This is a genomic window from Bradyrhizobium sp. McL0615, from assembly GCF_049993905.1.
In the GTDB taxonomy this organism is placed as follows: Bacteria; Pseudomonadota; Alphaproteobacteria; order Rhizobiales; family Xanthobacteraceae; genus Bradyrhizobium.
Genome location: NZ_CP188254.1, coordinates 4,773,686 through 4,797,157, shown reverse-complemented (window position 1 = coordinate 4,797,157; position 23,472 = coordinate 4,773,686). Strand labels below are relative to the sequence as shown.

19 protein-coding genes and 1 tRNA gene are annotated in these 23,472 nt (G+C 63.7%); 9 read left to right on the top strand and 11 right to left on the bottom strand.

Annotated features, from left to right (window positions below; translation table 11 throughout):
* Positions 1-9 precede the first annotated feature (9 nt).
* The 3 genes from ACPPVP_RS22710 to ACPPVP_RS22700 are packed head-to-tail and all read left to right on the top strand — an operon-like array spanning position 10 to position 3,534.
* Positions 10-1,479, top strand: coding sequence for a type II and III secretion system protein family protein (locus ACPPVP_RS22710; protein ID WP_426524596.1), 1,470 nt, complete (start codon positions 10-12; stop codon positions 1,477-1,479).
* 40 nt (positions 1,480-1,519) lie between these two features.
* Positions 1,520-2,254 (top strand): CpaD family pilus assembly protein, encoded by a 735-nt coding sequence (locus ACPPVP_RS22705; protein WP_426524594.1) that lies wholly within the window; start codon positions 1,520-1,522, stop codon positions 2,252-2,254.
* Positions 2,251-3,534, top strand: a complete 1,284-nt coding sequence (locus ACPPVP_RS22700; RefSeq protein WP_426524592.1) for an AAA family ATPase — start codon at positions 2,251-2,253, stop codon at positions 3,532-3,534. Before ACPPVP_RS22705 ends, ACPPVP_RS22700 begins: the two co-directional genes overlap by 4 nt.
* A 147-nt stretch (positions 3,535-3,681) precedes the next feature.
* Here the strand turns inward: ACPPVP_RS22700 and ACPPVP_RS22695 are convergent, their stop codons facing one another.
* Positions 3,682-4,509: a tetratricopeptide repeat protein gene (locus tag ACPPVP_RS22695; protein WP_426524590.1), complete on the bottom strand. Its 828-nt coding sequence runs from the start codon at positions 4,507-4,509 to the stop codon at positions 3,682-3,684.
* 167 nt (positions 4,510-4,676) lie between these two features.
* Positions 4,677-4,922, bottom strand: coding sequence for a PilZ domain-containing protein (locus tag ACPPVP_RS22690; protein ID WP_334387572.1), 246 nt, complete (start codon positions 4,920-4,922; stop codon positions 4,677-4,679).
* A 281-nt stretch (positions 4,923-5,203) separates the two neighbouring features.
* Between ACPPVP_RS22690 and ACPPVP_RS22685 the strand changes: the two genes are divergently transcribed.
* Positions 5,204-6,892: a Na/Pi cotransporter family protein gene (locus ACPPVP_RS22685; RefSeq protein ID WP_426524588.1), complete on the top strand. Its 1,689-nt coding sequence runs from the start codon at positions 5,204-5,206 to the stop codon at positions 6,890-6,892.
* Here the strand turns inward: ACPPVP_RS22685 and ACPPVP_RS22680 are convergent, their stop codons facing one another.
* The 6 genes from ACPPVP_RS22680 to ACPPVP_RS22655 all read right to left on the bottom strand — a co-directional run bounded on the left by ACPPVP_RS22680 (position 6,893) and on the right by ACPPVP_RS22655 (position 18,054).
* The gene (locus ACPPVP_RS22680) at positions 6,893-7,231 is read right to left on the bottom strand and encodes a lipid-A-disaccharide synthase N-terminal domain-containing protein (protein WP_426524586.1); all 339 of its coding nucleotides are present in this window, start codon (positions 7,229-7,231) and stop codon (positions 6,893-6,895) included. It lies immediately after the preceding gene.
* The gene (locus ACPPVP_RS22675) at positions 7,231-7,974 is read right to left on the bottom strand and encodes a glycosyltransferase family 2 protein (RefSeq protein ID WP_426524584.1); all 744 of its coding nucleotides are present in this window, start codon (positions 7,972-7,974) and stop codon (positions 7,231-7,233) included. Before ACPPVP_RS22675 ends, ACPPVP_RS22680 begins: the two co-directional genes overlap by 1 nt.
* 71 nt (positions 7,975-8,045) lie before the next feature.
* Entirely contained in the window at positions 8,046-8,891 is an 846-nt protein-coding gene (locus ACPPVP_RS22670) for a phosphatase PAP2 family protein (protein ID WP_426524582.1), read from the bottom strand.
* 1 nt (position 8,892) lies between these two features.
* Positions 8,893-10,635 (bottom strand): ArnT family glycosyltransferase, encoded by a 1,743-nt coding sequence (locus ACPPVP_RS22665; RefSeq protein ID WP_426524580.1) that lies wholly within the window; start codon positions 10,633-10,635, stop codon positions 8,893-8,895.
* 79 nt (positions 10,636-10,714) lie between these two features.
* On the bottom strand, positions 10,715-12,847 hold the full coding sequence (gene pbpC / locus ACPPVP_RS22660) for a penicillin-binding protein 1C (protein WP_426524578.1): 2,133 nt from the start codon (positions 12,845-12,847) through the stop codon (positions 10,715-10,717).
* Positions 12,844-18,054, bottom strand: a complete 5,211-nt coding sequence (locus ACPPVP_RS22655; RefSeq protein WP_426524576.1) for an alpha-2-macroglobulin family protein — start codon at positions 18,052-18,054, stop codon at positions 12,844-12,846. The genes pbpC and ACPPVP_RS22655 overlap by 4 nt, the downstream gene beginning before the upstream one ends.
* Positions 18,055-18,381: 327 nt before the next feature.
* On the opposite strand from ACPPVP_RS22655, the gene ACPPVP_RS22650 reads away from it, so the two are divergent.
* Positions 18,382-18,458: transfer RNA gene (locus ACPPVP_RS22650), tRNA-Arg, on the top strand.
* A 1,364-nt stretch (positions 18,459-19,822) separates the two neighbouring features.
* Here ACPPVP_RS22650 and ACPPVP_RS22645 read toward each other — a convergent pair.
* Complete coding sequence (locus ACPPVP_RS22645; RefSeq protein ID WP_426538005.1) at positions 19,823-20,107, bottom strand: H-NS family nucleoid-associated regulatory protein; 285 nt, start codon at positions 20,105-20,107, stop codon at positions 19,823-19,825.
* A 462-nt stretch (positions 20,108-20,569) separates the two neighbouring features.
* On the opposite strand from ACPPVP_RS22645, the gene ACPPVP_RS22640 reads away from it, so the two are divergent.
* Both ACPPVP_RS22640 and ACPPVP_RS22635 read left to right on the top strand, forming a co-directional pair.
* A complete protein-coding gene (locus ACPPVP_RS22640) occupies positions 20,570-20,827 on the top strand; it encodes a hypothetical protein (protein ID WP_426538003.1) in 258 nt (85 codons plus the stop codon).
* 147 nt (positions 20,828-20,974) lie between these two features.
* Positions 20,975-21,247: a DUF3551 domain-containing protein gene (locus ACPPVP_RS22635; protein ID WP_426524574.1), complete on the top strand. Its 273-nt coding sequence runs from the start codon at positions 20,975-20,977 to the stop codon at positions 21,245-21,247.
* Between the two features lie 129 nt (positions 21,248-21,376).
* On the opposite strand, the gene ACPPVP_RS22630 is transcribed toward ACPPVP_RS22635, so the two are convergent.
* Positions 21,377-21,652, bottom strand: coding sequence for a hypothetical protein (locus tag ACPPVP_RS22630; RefSeq protein ID WP_426524572.1), 276 nt, complete (start codon positions 21,650-21,652; stop codon positions 21,377-21,379).
* A gap of 263 nt (positions 21,653-21,915) precedes the next feature.
* Between ACPPVP_RS22630 and ACPPVP_RS22625 the strand changes: the two genes are divergently transcribed.
* A complete protein-coding gene (locus ACPPVP_RS22625) occupies positions 21,916-22,167 on the top strand; it encodes a PilZ domain-containing protein (RefSeq protein ID WP_426524570.1) in 252 nt (83 codons plus the stop codon).
* Positions 22,168-22,362: 195 nt separating this feature from the next.
* A complete protein-coding gene (locus ACPPVP_RS22620; protein ID WP_426524568.1) occupies positions 22,363-22,665 on the top strand; it encodes a hypothetical protein in 303 nt (100 codons plus the stop codon).
* A 177-nt stretch (positions 22,666-22,842) separates the two neighbouring features.
* Here ACPPVP_RS22620 and ACPPVP_RS22615 read toward each other — a convergent pair whose 3' ends face one another.
* Positions 22,843-23,178, bottom strand: a complete 336-nt coding sequence (locus tag ACPPVP_RS22615; RefSeq protein WP_426524566.1) for an H-NS family nucleoid-associated regulatory protein — start codon at positions 23,176-23,178, stop codon at positions 22,843-22,845.
* Between the last annotated feature and the right edge of the window lie 294 nt (positions 23,179-23,472).

Here is a 23,472-nt window from a genome sequence, read left to right as displayed (position 1 = left end):
ACGCCTAAGATGAAGTTTGGGGAAAATCAGTCAGCGATGCGAACCGTGGCGGCGCGCACCCTGTTATTGTCGGCCGCGGCCGCGCTGACGCTCGCTCCGTTGCTGCCCGTCGTCGCAGCCGAGCCCGAGAAGGATCCGGTGACGACCTCCTCCATCGGCTCGGTCAAGATGCGCTTCCTGTCGCTCGGCATCGGCAAGTCCGTGGTCGTCGACCTGCCGCGCGACGTGAAGGATGTGCTGGTCGCCGATCCGAAGATCGCCAATGCCGTCATTCGCTCCCCGCAACGGGCCTACGTCATCGGCGGCGCGGTAGGCCAGACCAACGTGGTGTTTTTCGACGGCGATGGGCAGCAGATCGCTTCCTACGACATCGCGGTCAAGCGTGATCTCAACGGCGTGCGCGCCGCGCTGAAGCAGACCCTGCCCGGCATTCAGATCGAGGGCGTCGGCGACAGCGTCGTCCTGACCGGCTCGGTATCCTCTCCGGTCGAGGCCCAGCAAGCTGGCGAGATCGCGGGGCGGCTGGTTGGCGGCGCCGAGAAGGTCGTCAACTCGATCGTCGTCCGTGGCCGCGACCAGGTGATGCTCAAGGTCACCGTCGCGGAAGTGCGGCGGGACATCGTCAAGCAATTGGGCGTCGACCTCAGCGCCAGCATGAATTACGGCACCGCGGCGGTCGTTTTCAACAACAGCACTCCGTTCACCGCGAGCAATGCTCCGCTCGTTTCCGGTAACGGCTTGACTGGGGCGGCCTTGAACAAGGCTGGTCTGCCATCTGTCACCGCCACCCTGCGCGCGATGGAGAGCGCGGGCGTGGTGCGCACGCTGGCGGAGCCAAATCTGACGGCGATCTCAGGCGAGTCCGCGACATTTATTTCGGGCGGCGAATTTCCCATTCCGACCGGCGTAACCTGCCAAACGACGACCGCGGGCGCGATCGGACAATGCGTTCAGACGGTCAGTTTCAAGAAATTCGGCATCTCGCTCAACTTCACGCCGGTCGTGCTGACCGAGGGACGGATCAGCCTGAGGGTGATGACCGAAGTGTCCGAAGTCTCGACCGAAAACGCTTTGACGGGCGGTACCGGCGGAACGACGATTCCCTCGATCAAGACGCGTCGCGCGGAAACCACGCTGGAAATTCCGTCCGGCGGCTCTATCGCGATGGCGGGACTGATCCAGGAGCAAACCAAGCAGGCCGTCAACGGAATGCCCGGCGTGGACCAGATACCGATTTTTGGGCAGCTGTTCAGGAGCCAGGACTTCATCAACCATCAGACCGAACTGATGGTCATCGTGACGCCCTATGTCGTCCGCGCGGTCGCGCAAAAGGAAATGTCGCGGCCGGATGACGGTTTTGCGCCAGCATCCGATTCGCAGTCCGCTTTGCTCGGGCGCATCAACCGGATCTACGGGGTCGCCGCCCGCGTCGACCCGGTCGGCGGAATGCAGGGCAATTTCGGCTTCATCATTGATTGAGATGCAGAACTGTTCACCGAGTGGGGACGAGGACAGAACGATGACAACCAGAATTTCGCTCCATCGCGTCAGGGCATTGCGCACGCTTGGCGCCCTGCTCGGCGTTTCGACGGCACTCGGCGCCTGCATCCCGCACACTCCGGAAATCACGACCGCCAGCATCGATTACCGCGACCGTCATCCGATCGCGGTGACCGAAGCGAACCGCTCGATCGTGGTGTTCGTCGGTCAGGCCCGCGGCGGCCTCTCCGGATCGCAACGCACCGACGTCATGGGACTGGCGCAGGGCTGGGTGCGTGAAGGCACCGGCGCTGTGGTCGCCGATGTCCCGACCGATACGCCGAACGCGCGCGCGGCGGCGTCGTCGTTCCGGGAAATCCAGTCGGTGCTGATGGCGGGCGGCGTGCCGTCGCGGGCCATCACGCTGCGCCACTACCGGCCGGACGATCCACGGACGCTGCCGACAATCCGGCTCAGCTATCCGAAGATTACAGCCGTGGCGGGTCCTTGCGGGCTGTGGCCGCAAGACCTCGGACCGAATATCGACAATGTCGCCTACAATGAAAATCGCCCGTACCACAATTTCGGCTGCGCCACCCAGCGCAACCTTGCTGCGATGATCGACAATCCGGCCGATCTCGAACAGCCGCGCCCCGAGAGCCCCGCCTATACGCCACGGCGCGATGTCGCCTTTGAGAAATACCGCAAGGGCACTTCGACAGCGACCATCTATCCCGAATCCGACAAGGCCAAACTCAGCGATACAGGCAAATGATCAGCCGCGTTTTTCAAAACTCAGACAGTCAACTCGACGACACGCCGGCGCAGCCCGAGGAATACATCTCGCCGGCGCCGCGTGTATCGGTACAGGCCTATTGCACCAGCGTCGCGAACGCAACCGCGGTGCGCGCGGCAAGCGAAGACCGTCGCCTCGGCAAGGCCCACCTCACGGTTCACATGGGCGGCCTGGCCGCCGCCATCGAGACCTACCACACGGCGCCGACACCGAACGTCATTTTGCTGGAGACCGAACCCGGCAGCGACATCCTCGAAGGGCTCGATGAACTCGCAACCGTCTGCGACGCCGGTACCCGCGTCGTCGTGATCGGCAACGCCAACGACGGCACGCCCTATCGTGAACTGGTGCGGCGCGGCGTCAGCGACTACGTAACCGGACCGGTCCAGCCGATCGACGTCGTGCGCGCAATATGCGGTCTCTACGCGGCCTCCGAGGCCGCCGCCGTCGGCCGCATCGTCGCCGTGGTCGGCGCCAAGGGCGGCGTCGGCGCCTCTACCGTCGCCCACAACGTGGCCTGGGCGATCGCGCGCGATCTCGCGCTCGATTCCGTCGTGATCGATCTCGATCTCGCCTTCGGCACCGCCAGCCTCGATTACAACCAGGATCCGGTTCAAGGCATCGCCAATGCGGTGTTCCAGCCGGAACGGCCGGACTCCGCCTTCATGGAGCGCCTGCTGTCGAAATGCACCGACCGCCTCGATCTGCTGGCGGCGCCGGCAACATTGGACCAGGTCTATGATTTCGGCGCCGATGCGTTCGATGCGATTTTCGATACGATGCGCATGACGACCCCCTGCATCGTGCTCGACGTCCCCCATCAATGGTCGGCCTGGACCAAGCGTACGCTGGTCGGCGCGGACGACATTCTGATCGTCGCCGAGCCTGACCTCGCCAACATGCGCAACACCAAGAACATGCTGAACGTGTTGAAGGCGGCGCGGCCGAACGACCGCCCGCCGCTCTATTGCCTCAACCAGGTCGGCATGCACAAGCGTCCGGAGATATCGACGCGTGAATTCGCCAAGGCGATCGAGAGCCAGCCGATCGCGGCCATTCCGTTCGATTCAAAGATGTTCGGCACCGCCGCCAATAACGGCCAGATGATCGCGCAGATCTCAGCCAAGCATCGCACCACCCAGATGTTCCTGCAGATGGCGCAGCGCCTGACCGGCCACGCGGTGACCAAGCGGTCCCGCGTCTCGTTCCTGGAACCGATCATCAAGAAACTGCAGGGCACGAAGGCGCGCAGGGCCTGAGCAAACGCCAACGGTGGCGGCCAGGCGTCCTCCCGCCAACGCCTTCGCGTTCCGATTGGTTCGGAACGGGTTTTAGGCTTTCTGATCTGACACGCGTTTGCCTGGTGCGATCCGGTGCCACCGGATCGCTTGCGTCGCTGCAGACAACTAGTCGGTGCGTCCCGCGGCTGCGATCGGCATCTTTTCTACTTCAGGCCGCGCACTGTCTTTTTCCTTGCGCGACAGCAGCTGTTTCAACTGCGTGACGTTGGCTGCAGCCTCTCCGGGCGGCAGGTCGGCCCTCGCGATCTTTTCGGCATCGGCGAAGCGGCCCTGCAAGCCAACCACCAGTGCCAGATTGGCGCGCACGCGCGGATCGGCCGGCGCAAGGCCGTAGGCGCGGCGCAGCGTTTCCTCGGCCCTGGGCAGCTCCTTCGAAAGCACGTAGGACAATCCGAGATTGGACAGCACCAGGGGATGGTCGGGTACGATCTTCAGCGCGCTCGCATAATATTGCCGCGCCTCCTCGTAGCGGCCGAGCTGGTCCAGTGTCGCTCCCTGCGCCGAAAGCAGGCGCCAATCGGGATCGTCGGGGCTATGGGCGCGGCCGAGCACGTCGAAGGCCTGCTGGAAATTGCCGTTGTCGGCCAGCGCGCGGCCATAGGCGGCCAGCAACAGCTTGTTGCCGGGATGGGCGATGGTGCCCTGTTCGAGCACCGCAACCGCCTGCGCCCGCTGTCCCGAGGCGCGCAGCGCCTTGCCGTATCTCAGCGCAGCGTCGGCATCCTTCGGATTGGCGCGATAGCGTTCCTGATAGGCTTCGGCGTCGCGGCGCGGATCGCCGGCGCGGCCGACATCGGCCTTCTCATCGATCGAACCGGTAATGTCCGACAGTCCCGAGCTCGTGCAACTACCGAGCCCCAGCGCCAGAATCAGGGTCGACGTACACGCAAGTACTCGCGTAACGCGGGACGAATAGAGCAACTTCTGTCGCATGTAGCTGGACTCACGGCGGGAACTGTCCAGAACCTTCACAGCTTAACCCTAAGTTCGGGTTAAGTTCCCCCACTCTTGCGGTAATCAGTGACCTTTGAAGCCCGCCACGCGCCGGTCGGGCGCTTACGATCTGCCCGAGCCGTCCCGTAACGGCGCAACCGCACAGATTAGTCGAGGAATTGCGCGCCGAGCTCGCAGCCGATTCGCCAGGCCAGCCGGCACTGACGCGGCCTGCCCTCCGAGAAGATCACCGTAAATTCGGAAGGAATTTCCGGATATTCGGCGATGATCTTCACGCCGCCATCCGACATGTCGGAAATCATGCAGTCGCGCGGCAGCCCCCCGGTCGCGAACTGTATTTTTGCAAAGCTTCTGCACGCCCGACGTTCGCTGCTGCGACGATTCGCATACATATCGATCCCTGACCCTGCTCGATGTGATTCATCCGATGATGGATCAGTCTTACCGAAGAATTGTTGGAATTGGCCTATCGGAACGGCTCGCAATGTACCGGTTGTGTTCGAAATCCGTTTACCGAACCTGCTGGCCTGGCTGAGGGGCGAGGCTCCCGAACAGTCGACAATTGCGCTGCGGCGGCGCTTCGCGGCGCAATTTTCGGCAGATTAAAGGGTTGATCCCCCCTCGTTAGGCGATAGCCTGACCCCTCGACTCGATTTGGCGGAAACGAAAACGCATGGGAAGTCTGGTTCTTCTCGACCTGATGGGCGGCGTCGCGCTGCTGCTGTGGGGCCTGCATATGGTCCACAGCGGGATTCTGCGCGCGTTCGGCGCCGATCTGCGCCTGCTGCTGGCCAGGGCGCTGAGCAACCGCTTCACCGCCTTCGGCGCCGGCCTTGGTCTCACTGCCCTGCTCCAGAGCAGCACCGCGACGGGGCTGATCACCAGTTCGTTTACTTCGGAGGGGCTCGTCAGCCTCGTCCCCGCGCTCGCCATCATGCTCGGCGCCAATGTCGGCACCACGCTGATCGTGCAGATCCTGTCTTTCAACATTTCCGCCGTCGCGCCGGTGCTATTCATCATCGGCCTGGTTGCCTTCCGCACCGGGCCGCGCTCGCGCGTCAAGGACATCGGCCGTGTCTTTATCGGGCTCGGCCTAATGCTGCTGGCGCTCCATATCCTGCTCAACACGCTGGCGCCGGCGGAGAACGCGCCGGGCGTGCGCGTGTTCATGAACGCCATCACCGGCGATCCCGTGCTCTGCATCCTGTTCGCCGCGATCGTGACCTGGCTGGTGCATTCCAGCGTCGCCAGCGTACTGCTGATCATGTCGCTGGCCTATGCGCATTTCATCACGCCTTACGCGGCGCTGGCGCTGGTGCTCGGCGCCAATCTCGGCAGCGCCATCAACCCGCTCGTCGAGGGCGCGCGCCGCGACAATCCTGCCAGCTACCGCCTGCCGCTCGGCAATCTCGTCAACCGGCTGGCCGGAATCCTGCTGGTGGCGCCGTTCCTGCAGCCGATTGCGGACCTTCTGATCGCGTGGCAGCCGGATCTCGCCAAGGCGACCGCGCTGTTCCACATCGCCTTCAACGTCGGGACCGCAGCTCTCTTCATCGGCCTGCTCGACGGCATGGCGCGGCTGCTGAAGAGGTTGCTGCCCGAGCGCGTCAAGGAGGCCGACGCGTCAGGGCCGCGCTATCTCGACGAGAGCGCTCTGGAGACGCCCTCGCTCGCGCTGGCCGATGCCGCCCGCGAGACCCTGCATATGGGCGACCACGTCGAGATCATGCTGCGCAAGGTGATGGCAGCGATGATGACCAACGACCGGGCGCTGGTCGACCAGGTCTCGCAGATGGACAATTCCGTCGACAGCCTCGACGAGGCGATCAAGCTCTACGTCACAAAGCTCACTCGCGGCAGCCTCGACGAGCGCGAGGGCCAGCGGGCGATGGAGATCGTCTCCTTTGCCATCAACCTCGAGCATATCGGCGACATCATCGACAAGAATTTGAGCGAACTCGCCACCAAGAAGATCAAGCGCCGCTTCCAGTTCTCGCCCGAGGGCGCCGAGGAGCTGTCCGCGTTCCACAAGCGCACCATGGATTCGCTGCGGATCGCGTTCGGCGTCTTCATGTCCGGCGACGTCAACGAGGCGCGAAAGCTGCTGGCCGAGAAGTCCGCATTGCGCAATGCCGAACTGGCCGCGACCGAACGGCATCTCGATCGCCTGCGCGAGGGCCGCCCCGAGACCATCGAGACCACCTCGCTTCATCTCGACGTGCTGCGCGACCTCAGGCGCATCCATTCGCACATCTGCTCGGTCGCCTATCCGGTGCTGGATGCCGCGGGCGAACTGGCCGCCTATCGTTCGACGGAGAGCGATCTGACGGCGCTGCCGGCGCCGATAGCCAGCCGCCCCTGATCAGCGATCCAGCGTCTTCGACGCCTTGCCGCGATGCCTGACGATCAGCATGATGTTCCTGATATAGATGATCGTGGCCAGCGACTGGCCGAGAATGATCACCGGCTCGCGCTTGGCGACACCGTAGACCAGCGTCATCAGCCCGCCCCCCATGGAGAAGAACCAGAACGCGATCGGAATCACGCTTCGTCCGGCGCGTTCGCTCGAGATCCACTGCACCAGGAAGCGTGCGGTGAAAAACAATTGCGCGATCAGCCCGAAGGCCAGCCAGAAATCGAACTTGGCGACGAAGACGTCGTAGAGATAATCGCCCAGCGCCTGGCCGTATTGAATCAGCATCAGAGAACCTCGGTCACAGTGGGCGTCGGCTTCTTGCGGCGGATCAGCCACCACACGCCGGCAAGATCCATGATCCCGATCCATAGCCGGTCAAAGAAGCCATAATTGGACACGCCGGAATGGCGTGGGCGATCGATCACGTCGACATAAGCGATATCGAAACCTTCGCGGCGTACCAGCGCCGGCAGGAAGCGATGCAGCCCGTCGAAGTAGGGCATCGACAGGAAGACATCGCGCGGGAACGCCTTCAGCCCGCAGCCGGTGTCGCGGGTTCCGTCGCTCAGGATCGCCTTGCGTACGCCGTTAGCAATCCGCGACTGTAATTTCTTGAAGCCGGTATCCTTGCGGCCGACGCGCTGACCCGCGGCGAGGCCGACGCGACCCTCACCTTTCTCGACCGCCGCAATCAGGTCCGGCAGGAACACCGGATTGTTCTGGCCGTCGCCGTCCAGCGTCGCCACGATGGGGCCGCGCGCGGCCCGCACCCCGCTGCGCACGGCGGCGGATTGACCTGACGAAACGGCGTGCTTGAGTTGCCGGAGCTGACGGTGCTGCTTCATCAGCACGGCCAGCCGCTCGGCGGTCGCATCCGTCGAGCCGTCATTGACGTAGATGATCTCGTAGGCCCACCGGCCGTCGAGCGCGCTGACGATTTCCGCAACCAGCGGCGCGACGTTCTCCGCTTCGTTGCGCACCGGCACAACGATGGAAACGGCGACCGCATCTGTGTCGGAAGGTGTCAAATCGGCACTCGTCTGGTTGGTTTGGGAGGACCCGGAACCGGGCCTATCTGGCCGGCTGGCGGCGTCCGCTTTTATGGGGCGAAAGCGCCCCGGGCAACCCTTTTGAGGCGCCCGGACGAGGGTCCAACAAGGGACACAATGCTACCGTCGCGCTGGATAGCAAATCCGAGCCGCCGGGCCGCAAACCAGTATCGCACGCACACCGTGCCGACGATCCCGACCATCGCGCCCGCCACGACGTCGCTCGGATGATGGGCCAGCAGCACCAGACGGCTCATCGCAATGATCAGAGCATAGATGGCCATCGCCACGCGCGCCTGGGGCCATACGGCAGACACCGCCAGGGCGAGCGCAAAGGCGGTCGTGGCGTGACCGGACGGAAAGCTGTAGTAGGCCGGATTGCCAGCGAAGTGCGAGAAGTGAAGGACGCTGGCCTCGCCACCGACAAATGGCCGACCGCGGCCGATGCAATATTTCAGCACTTCCGTGACCAGATTGGAAAAGGCGACCGCCCAGAAGATGAACTGCAGCCGCGTTCCGAGGCCAAGCAGCAGCGAGCGCTGGATGCCGCGCAACGCCGGCGCGACGATCGCGACCGCAATCAGCAATGCCCCCAACACCAGCAGCACATATTCGTCTTTGCCGAAATCGGTGAGAATGCGGAGCCACCACAGCGAGGGGGTACCACGCTTTGGCATCTGGGCGATCTCCCACGCATCGATCGCGTACATCAGCACGATGATGGCAACGCCGAGACCGGCCGACAGCCACAACACGTGTCGAGCCGCCCGCCGTGCCGCCTCGGCACGCCGCGAATGCGATGGCGAGCGCACGAGCTGCGCCAGCGACAACCACGCCAGCGTCCCGAAGCGCGCAAAATAGTTTTTGGTTTCGCCGACGGCAGGAAGCGCGGCCATTTTACTCCGTGCCTTCCGAGCGGAAGATGGCGATCGAGATCGACCTGCCCTGCGAGATGTTATACCCCTCTATCCGCTTGGCTACGTTGTAGCGCACCCCGATTGCTTCGGCGCGCTGGACGAAGGCGCGTTCGGTGCGCGATTCCACCAGCGCAAAACGACAACTGCCTTGCCCCAGGAAATCCGCCGCGCCCGATCCATCGGTGAGCACCGTACTGGTGCCAGTCATGAAGACCAGGCTCGGCTCATGAAAACCTGCCGCGGCGGCCCTCGGCCCGACGCAGACCACGTTGCGAAGCGCACGCGCGACCTCGGCGCTCGGGAACATGGTGGTCAGCGACGGCAGGACGATGCCGTAGATTCCGACCGCCAGAAACATCGCCGCGACCACCGCATTCAAGAGCGAGCGCTCGGCGCGGCTGTCCTCGAACATCCACCACGCGATCAGGCCTGATATCATCGCCGCCGCCAGGAACGGCCAAGCCGGAAACGCCGGGTAATGCGTCAGCTTGATGGCGCCGATGACGGCGATCACCGACGCGCCCACCGGAATGACAAACCACCAGGCCGCACCACGCATCAGCCAGGAGCGCGACAGCACGCGGCGTTCCAGCGCGCCGGCGGTGAGGATCGCAATCGCCGGATACAGCGGCAGCACGTAATGCGGCAGCTTGGTCAACACCAGTTCGAATACAATCCAGGACGGCACCAGCCATGCCAGGAGATATTGCGCGCCAGGCTCGCGCCTTGCGCGCCATACCGCGGGCGCCGCCATTCCGGCCAGCGCCGCGCCCGGCCAGAACGTGATCCAGAACAGCAGCAGATAGAGGCCGGGTGGCGCTCCGTGGGATTCCTGCGCGCCGAGCTTGCTCAGCATGTCGCCGCCCAGCGAATTTGAGAAGAATGCCTCGCCCGCGCGCCAGAAGATCGCGACGAACCACGGCAGCACCAGCACCAGCGTCCACATCAGGCCCCAGACCGGGCGCAGCCGCCACAGCCATGCCGCCGAACGATCGAGGATCGCGAGCGCCAGGATGGTCAGTCCGACGAACATCAGGATCAGCGGCCCCTTGAGCAGGATGCCGCCGGCCAGCGCGGTCCAGAACACCGCAGGCGCCGTCCACGACGGATGCGCCGGCTCCTCGCCGCGCTGCCAGGCGAGATAGACCCGCGCCATCGCCCCCATCGCGGCGACAACGGTCAACAGCAGCATCGCGTCGGTCTTGGCGAGCCGGGCTTCGGCGCCGAGCAGGACGCAACTGCACATCATCAGCGCCGCCATCGCGGCCCCTTGCCGCGTGACAAAGGCAAGCGCCGTCCAGTAGGTCAACAGCACCGCGCCGATGGCGCCGATCAGGGAGGGAATCCGATAGAGCCAGATGCGCAACTGCGCCCGTGGCAGGCCGAGCGATGAGGCGGTTTCCACCACGGCGGCCTGCAGCCAATAGATGCCGACCGGCTTCTTGTAGCGGACGTCGTCCTGAAAGCGGATGTCGACGAAGTCGCCGCTTTCGACCATCTGCTTGGTCGCCTGCGCAAACCGTGCCTCGTCGCGGTCGATCGCCGGAATATTGAAGAAGCCGGGCAGGAACAGCACGATGCCGCAGAGCACCAGGAACACGATGGCGCGAAAGTGGCTCGCGGTCGCGTAATCGAACGCCGCGGCCAGCCTCCGGCTGGAATGCGTAGGTTTTACAGGCTGTTGGCCCGCTCCAAAGCGTGGGGGTTGGAAGGTTTCAACCATCTTGCTCGCATACGATGAAACCGCACTGCAAACAACACCACAAATTCGCCCTATCCGACTGTCCCCGGTCGCTTTTTCCTTACTGTACCCGGATCACAACGGTATCGGCCGCCCCCGTCGCATCGATCACGGTCAGCCGGGCAAAACCCGGCCCGGGCGGATCGACCAGGCGCTGGCGCCGGCTGTCGATTTCGCCAACCGAGGTACCGTTCAGCATGACGGTCAGCGGCAACACACCGCCGGCCACCTTGACCGGCATGGGTGCAGCCTGCCCGCCACTGGTCCGGTCGACGTCGATCCGCGAGCCATTTAGCGGAAACTGGATGCGCGGCATCTGATCGCTGCCGGTGCAGATCAGTTCGCCGACAGGACGGAAGCGCCGCAGCGGTAACGGCAGCTTGGCATTGCCAGCGATCAGCGCGCCCTTCGGCGCCCTCGGCAGCGCTGCAGGGATCTTGCCGGTGCGCGCAAACGCGTCGAACAGGATCGGGGCTGCGGCGGTGCGGCCGACCAGGCCCGGCACCGGCGCGCCGTCGGGACGTCCGACCCACACACCGATCGTCACGCGGCCGTCGAAACCGACCGACCACGCATCGCGATAGCCGTAGCTGGTGCCGGTCTTGAAGGCGATTTTGTTGTGCACGCCGTTTTCCGGCGGCGGCGTGCCGAGCAGCACATTGCCGACCTGCCAGGCCGCGGCCTGATCCATCAGCCGCAGCGGCTCACGTTCGGAGTTATCTTTTTCTTGGGCGAGCATGACCTCGCGCAGCGGCCGTGCCGAACCGAGCCGTGCCAGCCCGGCATAGAGCTGCGCCAAATCCTGCAAGGTGACACCGACGCCGCCAAGGCCCATCGCAAGACCCGGCGCTTCATCCTTCGGCAGCACAAGATTGCCGCCGGCCTGCTTCAGCCGCGACGACAGCCGGCTGGCGCCGACGCGGTCGAGCAGCGCAATTGCCGGCACGTTCAGGGAAAGTTGCAGCGCCTTGCGCACTGGCACCGTACCCTGGAACGTCATGTCGAAATTTTCCGGCGCGTAGGAGCCGAAACGAATGGGACGGTCGTCGATCAGGCTCTCAGGGTGCACAAAGCCATCCTCGAACGCGAGGCCATAGATAAATGGCTTCAGCGTCGAACCCGGCGAGCGCACCGCGCGGGTCATGTCGACCTGGCCGGCGCGGCGTTCGTCGAAATAATCGGATGAGCCGACGCGCGCCAGCACGTCGCCGCTCTCATTGTCGACCGCGATGATGGCGACCGAAATGTTCGGCCCCTGCGCCACCGCGCGATCGCGCGCCAACGCTTCCAGCGTTTTCTGCAAGGCCGAATCCAGCGTCAGCTTGATCAACGGCGTGTCCTTCACCGTCGCCATCGCTGCATCGGCGGAATGCGGCGCCAGAATTGGCATCGGCTTGCGCAGCCGCGGCACTGCCGCCCCCGTGGCCTGCGCCGCGTCGTCTTTCGACACCACGCCATCTTCAACCATCCGCGCCAGCACGCGATCGCGCGCGGCATGCGCGGCTTCCGGATAACGGTCGAGCCGGCGGCGCTCCGGCGATTGCGGTAGCGCGACCAGCAATGCGGCTTCCGCCAGCGAAAGCCGCTTCGGCTCCTTGCCGAAATAGGCGATGGAGGCGGCGCGGATGCCTTCGAGATTGCCGCCGAACGGCGCCAGCGCCAGATACAGATCGAGGATCTCGTCCTTGCTCAATTGCCGCTCGATCTGGACCGCGCGCACCATCTGGCGCAGCTTTGCGGAGATCGAACGCTCGCGCCGCGGCTCCATCAGCCGCGCCAGCTGCATCGTGATGGTCGAGCCGCCCGAGACGATGTGGCCGCGGCTGCCGAACTGCAGCGCCGCGCGCCCGAGCGCCAGCGGATCGACGCCGCCATGCGACCAGAACCGGCGGTCCTCGTAAGCGAGCAGCAATTTCAGATAGCCGGGATCGACGGCGGTCTTTGCATCGACCGGCAGCCGCCAGCGGCCATCCGCCATCGCATAGGCGCGCAGCAGCTTGCCGTTGCGGTCAACGATGGTGGTGGAAACTTTTCGCGACACCTCCAGCGGCAGTGGTCCGAGCGAGACCACCCAGGCCGAGAAGCCACCGGCCGCGATCAGACCTGCGACGGCCGAAATTGCCGCCACCTTTCTGGTCCGCCGCCAGCGCCCTCTGCGCAGCGCAGGCGGGGCTATGGGAGCCGCCTCGCTCATTTCGCCGGTCGTACCTCGACCGAGCCGGTGCCGGTGCGACCGTAGCGCGAGGGGTTGTACATGTCCTCGACATAGGCCTGCGGCAGCACGTATTTGCCCGGCGACACCGCGCGCACGATGTAGGCCACCGTGAACACCGACTTGTCGTCGCTGGCGCGGTCGATCGCCGCCGTGAAGCGGTCGTCGCGGAACTCGGTATGCTCGGGCTCCTCGCCGTCCTCGATCCAGTCCAGCGTGCCGCTATCACCCGACGACACCAGATGCGGGTTGTCGATCTCGAGCCCGGCCGGCAGATAATCGGCCACCATGATGTGCCCGTATTCAGGCTTGGCCTCGGTGATCTTCAGCACCACGGCGAAGCGATCGTTCTGCTTGGCCTTGCTGACATCGGCCGGCTTGCCGTCGAGCGTGAAGTAATTGCGCTCGATCTTGAAGCCGTTCGACGCAGCGGGCTCCGGCGTAACCGGCGAACCCGAGACCGAGACGACGGCCTGCAGCGGCGCATCGCCGGTGTTGGTGAGCTTGACCGGCTTGCCGGCCAACACCTCGGCCTTGTAGCTGCGATAGACTGCGGCCTTGGCCGGCGATCCATCGATGTCGAGCGCCAGCGTCTCCTTCGACAGCGCGCGCGCGGCCAGCACCATCCACGCATTCTCCTGCGTCGAGGTGTAGGGAGACAGCCCGCGCGCGGCTTCGACCCGTGCCACCGCCTGCGTCAGCGTCGCCCGCGGGGCGTTGCCTTCGCTGGCAAGCGAGACCAGTGCCGCCGCGTCGCGCAGCGCCGAGCCATAATCGACGCGGCCGAACTCGAGCACGGGCTTTGGCGCCAGCGCATCGAGCGCCGCGCCGTAGACCCGCTCCGCCCGCGTCTTGTCGCCGACCAGGGCCAGTGCCGCCGCGAGCTGCGATTTCGCAATCGGGGTGGCGAGATTGGAGATCTTGGTATCGGCAAGGTAACGCAGATCGCCGATCGGGGCTGCGCCATTGCGGGCCAACACATAGAGGCCGTAGGCCAGATCGCGGCCGCCGTCCTTTTCCGGCTCGTTGGCGTTGACCACCGAGTTTCTGATGCGGTCGAGCGCGTTCTTGAACAGCACGTCCGGTACCGCAAAGCCCTTTTCGCGGGCGCGGGTCAGGAAGTCGGTCACGTAGGCATCGAGCCAGGCATCGTCGCCGCCGGCCGACCACAGACCGAACGAGCCGTTCGAGCCCTGCCGCGCCAGCAGCCGTTCGATCGCGTCCTTGATGCGCTGGTCGACCGCCGTATCCATCGCCAGATGCGCGCCGGCCGCCAGATCATTGACGTAGAGCAGCGGCATCGCGCGGCTGGTGATCTGCTCGGAACAGCCGTACGGATAGCGATCCAGCGCCTTCAAAATGGTCGCCGCATCGAGCGCGGTGGAGAGACCGACCGACAGCGACACGCTGCCGGTGCCGGACACCAGGTCCGAGAACATGTCCGGTGTCAGCGTCAGGCTCTCGCCCTTGGCCAATGTCCGGATCGAACGCCGCGCCAGCACCTGCGTCGCCGCCTTGACGTCGAGCGCATAGTGCCGTGCCAGCGTCAGCCCGTTCGGGCCCTTGATGTCGACGTCGAGATTGGCGGTGCCTGCGCCGCCCGCATCGAGCGCCAGCGCCATCGAGGTCCGCTGCTTGGCGGCAAGTTTGACGGTGGTCGTGGGATTGCCCGTCACCTTCACCGGACCCGACGTTTTCACGCTGATGCTGTAATCGCCGGGCGCGCCTTCGACATTGTCGAGGTCGAAACTCATGGTGCCCTTGTCGCCATTGAGCAGGAAGCGCGGCAGCGTCGCCGTCAGCACCACGGGATCGCGTACCGTGACGTCGATCGTGGCTCGGCCGAGCTTGGTCGAATTCCATGCCACTGCCATGACGCGGGCCGTGCCGGCAAACTCCGGAATGTCGAAGCTGATTTCGGCGGTGCCGTCAGCGCCGACCGTGACGATCCCTGAATAGAGCGCCAGCGGTTTTTGCGTGGGCGGCGAGCCCTGCAGCTCAGCGCCGGCGGAATCGCCTCCGGTGCGGATCTGGCCGCGCGTGCCCTGCATGCCGTCGATCAACTGCCCGTAGAGGTCGCGGATTTCAGACGTGAGACGGCGCTGGCCGAGATAGTAATCATCCGGCGCCGGCGGCTTGTAGTTGGTCAGGTTGAGAATGCCGACATCGACGGCGGCAACCACGATCTTAGCGTCCTCGCCAGGATTGAGCCCGCCGAGCTTGACTGGGATCTTCAGTGCCGTGCCGGGTCGCACCAGAGGTGGCGGCGACAGCGCGACCTGCAGCGTGTGGGTCTTCTTGTCTATGCCGAACCATTTCAGCCCGATCGCCCGCCCCGGCATCCGCAGCGCTGCCGCATCCAGCGGCCGGCGCAGCGTCGCCAGCACATAGGCGCCGGTGCCCCAGTCCTTGCCGACGGTCAACTTGACCTGCTGGGTGCCTTCCTTGACGTCGACGGTCTGCGTCGTCAGCAGGCGGTCGCCGAGCACGTTGATGGTGAGCTTGCCGGCGGTGCGGGCATTGACCGACACCACCATGGTGTCGCCGGACGCGTAGTCCGGCTTGTCTATCGAGGTTTCCAACAAATCGGGCGTATCGGCGCTGCCGTCGGAATACCAGCCGACATCGAACTGCACCGACGTGACCGGTCCGTCCGCTTCGGTCGATTTGACGTCGAGGCGATAGCGGCCCGGCTGCGGCGCGAGCGACACCCGCGCCGCCTTGTCCGATGTCGGCGTCAGGTCGCCGTCGGCGACGCGCTTGGTCGATTTGACGGGCTCGTATTCCCAGGACGAGTTTTGGCGATACCACTGGTACCGGGATTCCATCTTCAGCAACTCGTAGCGCAGGCCATCTCGCGAAAGTTGGTTGCCGTCGGGGCCGACGAACACGACATCGAATTCGGCCTTGTCGCCTTCCGCAACGCTCTTGTCAGTGAATAGCGGCTTGATGCCGATCAGCGCCGCCTGCGGCGCCACGGGGAGCACCAGCTTGCGCTCGACCGAACGGCCGCCGGTTTCCACCATGCGGATGAAGATCTGCGCCTCCTGCGGGCGGGTCGAGGTCGGCGCCTTGGCGAGCGACACCGGGAAGGTCGCCACACCATTGGCGTCGGCCTCCGGCAGGTTCTCGATCGGGGTCCGCTCGTTGGAGGCAGTTTCCTCATCTGCCACGCCGAACTGATAGCCGGGATAACCCGGCCGCCCGGAGGCTGCGGGAGCCACCAGCATATCGCCTTCGAGCTGCAGGCCCGAGGCCGGCGCGCCGTAGAGGAACTTGCCGGAGACCTTAAGCTCCACCGGAGTCTCAGCCTTGATCATCTTCTCCTTGGCCGAGACGTCGAACTCGATCCGTTCGGGGATGTAATCCTCGACCATGAAGGTGGTCTCGCCGACCGACGAGCCCTTGGGGTCGGTAAAGGCGCGCACCCGCCAGGTCCCGGTCGGGACCGCGGAATTGAGTGGCAGGACAAGAGAGCGGCCGCCCGCGCCCTGGTCGGGGAGCTGGGCGCGGCGGAATTCGACGCCATCCGGCCGCTCGATCACCAGCGTCAGCGGCCCGCCGGCCATCGCGTTGCCCTGCCCGTCGCGCAACAGCGCGGTCAGGTAGACGGTTTCGTTTGACCGATAGACCCCGCGCTCGGCATAGACGAAGGCGTCGGCGCCGGCCGGAACGACCCGGCCCGACACGCCGCGGTCGGTGAGGTCGAAGGCATTGGTCTTCAGGCTGAGGAAGGCGTAATCCGCCTTGTCGCTCATGACCGTCAGTAGCGCCGGCGACAGCCCGCCCTCGCCGCGCGCGAGCCCGGCCTCGAACAGCACGTGGCCGGCATCGTCGGTCTTGCGCGTGGCAAGGATTTCGTTGTTGCGCGCGACCAGCCGTACCTCGGCCTTCGCGACTGCCTCCGTCGAGGCCAGCGAATTGACGAACACATGGATGCCGTCATTACCGGAAAACGCCGTCAGCCCCATGTCGGAGACGATGAACCATTGCGTCGCCAGCGAGCCGTCATCGTCGCCGCTGCCGGGGCCCTTGGCCGATGCCGTCATCACGTAAACGCCGGGCTGCAGATCACCGAGCGCCTGGTCGACCGGGAATGCCGTCACGACGTCCTGGTTCAGCGTGGATGCAGTCGCGAGTTCGCCCGTCCAGACTTTTACGCCGCGCTCGTCGCCCAGGCTCGAGAGCTGGTAGCTGGAGAGCGTCTTCTGAAAATCGCTGTCGACCACGGTGTTGATCAGATTGCGGTCGCCGATCCGGAACACGTTAACGTTTACCGACGGCGTGTTGACGCTAACCAGCGGAATCCCGCGCTGGCCGGTGCGCGGCAGCACATAGGCGCGGCCCGTGAAGCGCACGAACGGCTTGCGGTCGCGGACATAGATGTTGAACTCGGCCGATTTCGGCAAGGACTCCTTGACGGTGGACGGCAGGCCGGAGCGCAGATTGATGTTGTAGCGCTCGCCATGCTTCAGGCCGTCGACACAGAGCTGCTTGCCTTCGCTGGTCAGCGCCGGTTTGTCGGTGCCGGCCAGCGCGAGGAACGGCGCAAAGTCGACCCGCTTGGCGAGATCCTCGGAGAACTGGAAACAGGCCCGCGGCGAGGCTCCGTCGGAATCGACGGTGTAATCCAGCAGCCGGAAGCCGTGCTCGTCGCGCATCTTCTCGTACTGGCCGCGGACCTCGGCGACCTCGCGCATGTCGAGCGACAGCCGCAACGCATCCAGCGCCGGACGCCACAGCTTGCGCTCGGACATCGCCCGGCCCAGCACGGCGAGCGCGTCGGCCTCCTCGGCCGCGTTGCCGGCGCGCTGATAGGCGATGTAGGCCGCGGTCGAGGCGCGCTCGTATAGAAAAGTCTGTTCGCTGGAACTGGCGGAGCGGATCTGAAAGATGGTTTTGGCGAGCTTCAGCCAGTTGGCGCTGTCTTCGGGCGTGGTGGCGGCAATCTGGCCCAGGATCTGCAAACCGACCCGGAAATCGGACCGCTTGAAGGCGGCGTCGGCGTCGTTGCGGAGCGTCGCGGAGGATTTGGCGACCGGCCCCGCCTCGCTCTTGATCTGGGCCTCCAGCTTGACCGCCGAATCGGCCAGTTCCTCGCGCTTGAACGCCTTGTCGGCCGCCCCGGCCGCCGTCAGGCCGAGCGCCAGCGTGGCGCAAATCACTGTGGCGCGAACCAAACCGATCATGATGGGCTCCTTGGCGCGGACATCAGCCGCGTAACGTCGAAAAATGCGCGAAAAGGTGACGGACTGATGACGGTCGAAACGGCTTGCGAAAAGGTCGCATGCATGGCGCTGGCAGTCCAAACGGTCCCGGCCGCGCCGCCCGGCGGGGGTGCCGGCGGCTGGCTTTATGTCAGGGGCGGACCATAGGCTATGGCCCACCGTCTGCCTTGGTCGCGAACTTGAGGAAATCGGTTCGACCGTCTTGGCGGGGAAGCGGATTTTTCATATTGGCAGTGCTAGATAAGGAAAGCCTATAAGGCGAATATCGAGGGCGGTTGCCGCCCGGACGGTCCCATAGCTCAACTGGATAGAGTAACGGATTTCTACTCCGTGGGTTGCAGGTTCGAATCCTGCTGGGATCGCCACTCCTTTTTTCTTCTCCCGTTCAGACCTACGCAGCAAGCGGCGAACTTGTTTCGAATGCGGCCGCCGATTTGAACGGCCGCCGCAGTCCGTCGTTAGGAACGTCAAATGAACTCGGCCCGGTGACCGGGACGGTGACCGGTCGTCGGCCGTTTTGACCCGCGCGTTGACCCGGAACAGGCCGTCCACGCGGCGGTGACCACTACCTTGCTGGGACCCGCCCGTTGGCCTTAGTTCCGCCGGAACCGTGACTTTCTGCGTGGATCCTTGGCCGGCCTTGAGGCGTTATAAATCCATGACAACGATGTGGACCAGCATCCTCGTTTGGCTCGCCATACAGCTCCCACTCGCGGTGCTGATCGGAAAATCGATCAGGTTCGGCACGGTCGGGCAGGAGAAGCGCGCGCCAGCGAGAGACCCGAGATATTACCCGGGTGTCGTCTGGTGCTAACCGCTTCCTAACACGGGCAGGTGTGCGGTGTGTGAATGTTGACGCCGGACGGCCCTTTTGGCCGCGGTCGGTGGGTGATCCACGATTGGTGGCCGTCCTACTTGGGCGGCGCTAGCCTGCTCGTTCGACATTTCTGACAGCAATTGCCCGGGTTCCCGAACGTTTGCCGACCGCCGGCATTCGGGTTCTGCGTGCTGGCTCGCCCAATGGCCTAACGCGAGCTTCATCGCGAAGCCCGTGCTACATACGCCCGGAGGACTTTGCTCATGCGGTTGATTGCGACGATGGCGATACTCGCTCTATCGGCGCTGCCTGCGTTCGCCGATCGCCAGGTTACCTAGGACGAACGCGCAAAGCTCTCCGCTGGGGTCCAGGCCGAGGGATGTTCCGGCGGCAAATTGGAGATGGACGAAGACGATCAACAGTTGAATCGACGATGCGTATGCGCGGATGGAAAGAAATATGACCTCAAGTTCGATATGCAGATGCGGCTGAAGCGGAAAAATCTGGACTGAGGGGGCATGCCGTGACCGGTGCGCCGACATCTTGATGGGCGTGGGTCGGACGAGCAATGCGATCCCGATTCTACCAATCGAAGCCGGTGGAGGTTGTGGCACGAATGGTACGGGCTCCAGGCCCGTGCGTTACATGGGCGGAGTCCCGCTCAATTTTCGCCGGCTGTGTCGGTGCGGCACTAGCCTGCAACCCGGGAAGAGAGCATGTTGCCCTTGGGGGTAAGACTTCAGGCAGGAACAACCACCATGGCGGCCAGACCAACATCCGGCAAAACCAAACGACTTTCTTCAGCCTCAAGAAAGCCAGTCGTGGCCGCAAAACTCGCGAGACGGTTGGCCGAGGTGCAGGCGTTGCGTAAGCTGGTTCAGAAAGCCGAAGCTGGTCGGCTTAGCTGATTGCCTACGCTGCGTGCCTGATCCGAAAATCGTCCATCCGCCTGCCGGACTTTAGTTGTGCAGTCAGCCAGCGGGGCGTCTTGCCGCGGCCTGCCCAAGTCTCCGACGGCCGGTCCGGATTCCGATATTTCGGAACGACCGCAGGATAGGGGCGGCGATCCGGCGACTTTGCAGCACGAGACGACTTTGCAGCTCGAGCTGCAGGCTGAGTTTCAGCTCGGCGGCGCAACTGCTTCAAGCGGTTTTCAACCACGGCCTTTTCCGCTCTTAGTGCCGAGGCAAGCCTCATGGCAACTTCCTCGTGGAGCGCCCACAATTCGTCGGTGGACATCGACTTCAAGTCATTCCGGTTCACGACCGTCCCCAATCATGATTCGATATTCGAGCGTTCATCGTCGGCTGAAATTTTGAGCACGAAGCCGATTTAAAAACGCTCCCCCGCATCAGGTTAGATCGAGTCGCGGCTCCACGGAAGGAATATGCGTTGTGCAGCGCAAGCTTGATGGCATTAAGTCAATAAATTTTCCAAATTCCGATAGCATAATCCGAACTGGATACCCTCCGCCTGCCACTGCGGGGAAGCCCGTAGTGCAATCACTTGGGAAACTTCGCCACGGTTCGCTCCGTTCGGGACCACTCGTACATCAAAGGCCAAAGAAAACTGAAGCGGCACGGGTGACGATTTGCGGTTTGGGCTTATAATGCCCGTTAGGGAATTGCTCCGTTGCCCTGACAAAGGATGCGGATCGTCATGCCAAAAAAGGGAATCACCGGCCACGACGAATGGGTCGTCACCGAAGCGCTGGCAACGGCGCTGATCGCGCTTGAGCAACTCGAACCGACCCAGCAATCGCGCCAGCAGATGGACGACATCCGAAAACTGCTGGCGGCCAATTGTCAGCCCGGGACCCTTAACCTGCATCTCGCCCAGGCTAAGTGCCGGCTAAATCCTCACGGCGATCGCGCCGTTATCTATCGAGAGTATGGATTTGAGGATCGAGAAGTCTGAAAATCGGGCTGGTGGTCGTGACGCAGCCGGATGTGCAAGCGTCGCCTGGATAAACGCAGCGACATCCAGGCTTTCGAGCCCCGCATATCGCTCCGCTCCTGCAGGCTACTGGTTGCTTGCTTAAAGTAATATTGGGAGGACCTCAGGATGAAGCTGCCGCACGCACCTGCCACGGCAAAGGCTTTGATTATCTTGGCGACGATCGCCCTGCCCGCCCCGACACAGGCCCAAACCTACGATCCGAGCTACCCCGTTTGCCTGCAGATCTACCAGGGCATGGTGGACTACTACTTCGAGTGCCGCTACCAAACGATGGCGCAGTGTGCCGCGTCAGCCTCGGGCCGCTCGGCGCAATGCGTGGTCAATCCATATTACGGCGGGCCGAAGGCCAAGCGCAGCAAGCGTCAGCGGCAATATTGAAATCCAGCGCACTTCGGCGGCCTGACGGCCCTGCCTGAAAGTAGCCCGGCGTCAGCGGGCGCCCATTCGCGCGACCCGTTGGCTTATGCCGGACGACCTGCCTACCCGCCACCCCTACTATCCCGCAATTCACCAGCCGTAGCTGCCGAGCGCGAGCGGCCTCGATGGCGCCTTGGCGGTTCGCGTCGTGTCGGGCTTAAGGCAGCGCCGGGCGGCATCGATCTCAGCATCGCTCGCGCCTTTGCTGCGGGCCCACTGCTCGGCGGCGGACGCACTGTATTGCGCCACGTAATAGCGCACGACAGGACACGAAATTCGACGCAAGACACCGGACTGTTCACCCGCAAATCCCGCGCTTGGCATTCCCAGACACAGCGCCACCGCGCACACCCAACGTAGGCCCATCTGATTCCCCTCTGCACATTAAGAAAGGACCGGCTTTCACCGCCGCATCAAGTCTGATTGTGAGTTCCGCCCCCGGAACAGTCGGCGCTGTGCTTAAGCCGCAACGGCAGCCCCCATGCGACGGCCGCTCTTGCTTGTGGACTGCGACTTTCCGCGATCATTAAAATTGTTTGTTTACGAAGAAGGCCGAACCTGATTGCCGCCCCCGCTCAATTCGCTAGCTTTGAGTTGCTGGGGGCTTGCATGAACTATTGGTAGCTCCGATGGAACCCGACCGCCGATCTGTAACGAGGACAACGATCTCGAAAGACGCGCTGCTGTTCTTTGACGCGGAGCGCGGCGTCCTGACCTGCCGCGTTCAGGACGTCACGAATTCCGGGGCTGGCATCGCACTTCACAGCCTCAATTTGCTGCCGCTGGATTTCGAATTGAGTTTTGACAATTTTCACACCGTTCGCGAATGCCGCGTGATCTGGCGGCAAGGCGATTTCGTCGGCGTTGCATTCCAAAACTGATCGATCCGCAAGAGACGCTCGCCTTGATCGATCGGCGCGGACAAAACAGCCTCGAGCCAATGGAACTAACATAGAGACTATGCGTCGAATCCCCGTGCTTCCGGTGCCTCCGGAAGACGACCCAAGCGGGGTTGACCGTTTGGGCGCGTCCCTTCCATCTTGGGACCGATTGGAGGTCTATGACGGGAGTTCAGTATGTCCTGGGATCGTCCGTTCGCGCAGCCTGTCCCTCTCCCGGAAGGCCCGCCAGCGCAAACCCTGCGAGACGCCGCCGGCTACATCAGGAAGCTTCCACAGCCGGAACGTGATTGCCAGGAATGGCGGCTGGCTGTGCAGATGCTGATCGATGCCGCCGAAGATCGTGGACCCATGCTGTTCGCGCGCATGGGAATTGTCAGAGCCCTGGAAGCGCACGCCGAAAGAACGCTCAATCCCGTACACCGCGGTCCAAGCCAAGATCGAGACAAGCTGAAGTGCAACGGTGACGCCAGCATCTGATTTCAGATCGACATCACCAATGGTGCTGGCACCCGACGGCTTTCCAACCCGAACGATCAGAACGCGGGTGCACTACCGATCCGCAGCAGGTCGCCACGGCATCCGCAGACTTCACGTAGCCAATTCACTGGTTGGCCAAAGTGCAGGCACGCCGCAGCCGATCAGCCACAAATCCTGTTAGGCGACGTGCCTGATACGGAAGTCGTCGATCCGCTTGCCGGACTTCAACTTCGCAGTCAGCCAGCGTGGCGTCTTTCCGCGTCCCGCCCACGTCTCGGACGGCCGATCCGGGTTCCGAAACTTGGGAACGACTGTTGGGTATGGACGCCGCCCGGTCGACGAGCTCTCGCGCTCGGCTTCGGCACCACCCTGCAGTTGTTTCAGGCGATTTTCGAGCACGCGCTTCTCCGCGAGCAGCGCTGCTGCAAGCCTTGAAGCGATTTCTTCGTGCAGTGCCCACAAGTCATCGGTGGACATCGATTTGAAGTCATTCCGGTTCACGACCGTCCCCAATCATGATTCGATGTAGTTGTCATTCGATGTAGTTGTCATCGTTGGTAGGGAAACATGAGCAGAATAAGGCCAATTCAGCACCACTTTATGTGACTCTTTCAGGCCGAAAAAGTTCCAAGCGGCTGACCTCTTCAGATTGTGAGATCCTTGGCGATCGATCTCTTGAGACAATACCACCAAGGCGCAATTCGCAGTGAGGCGCATCCCATTTTTCCTTCACAACCTTTGATAGATTGGCCGATCACGAAGCGCAAGGCAGTGACGAGCTGAAACTATGGGTCTCTTGTTGACAGT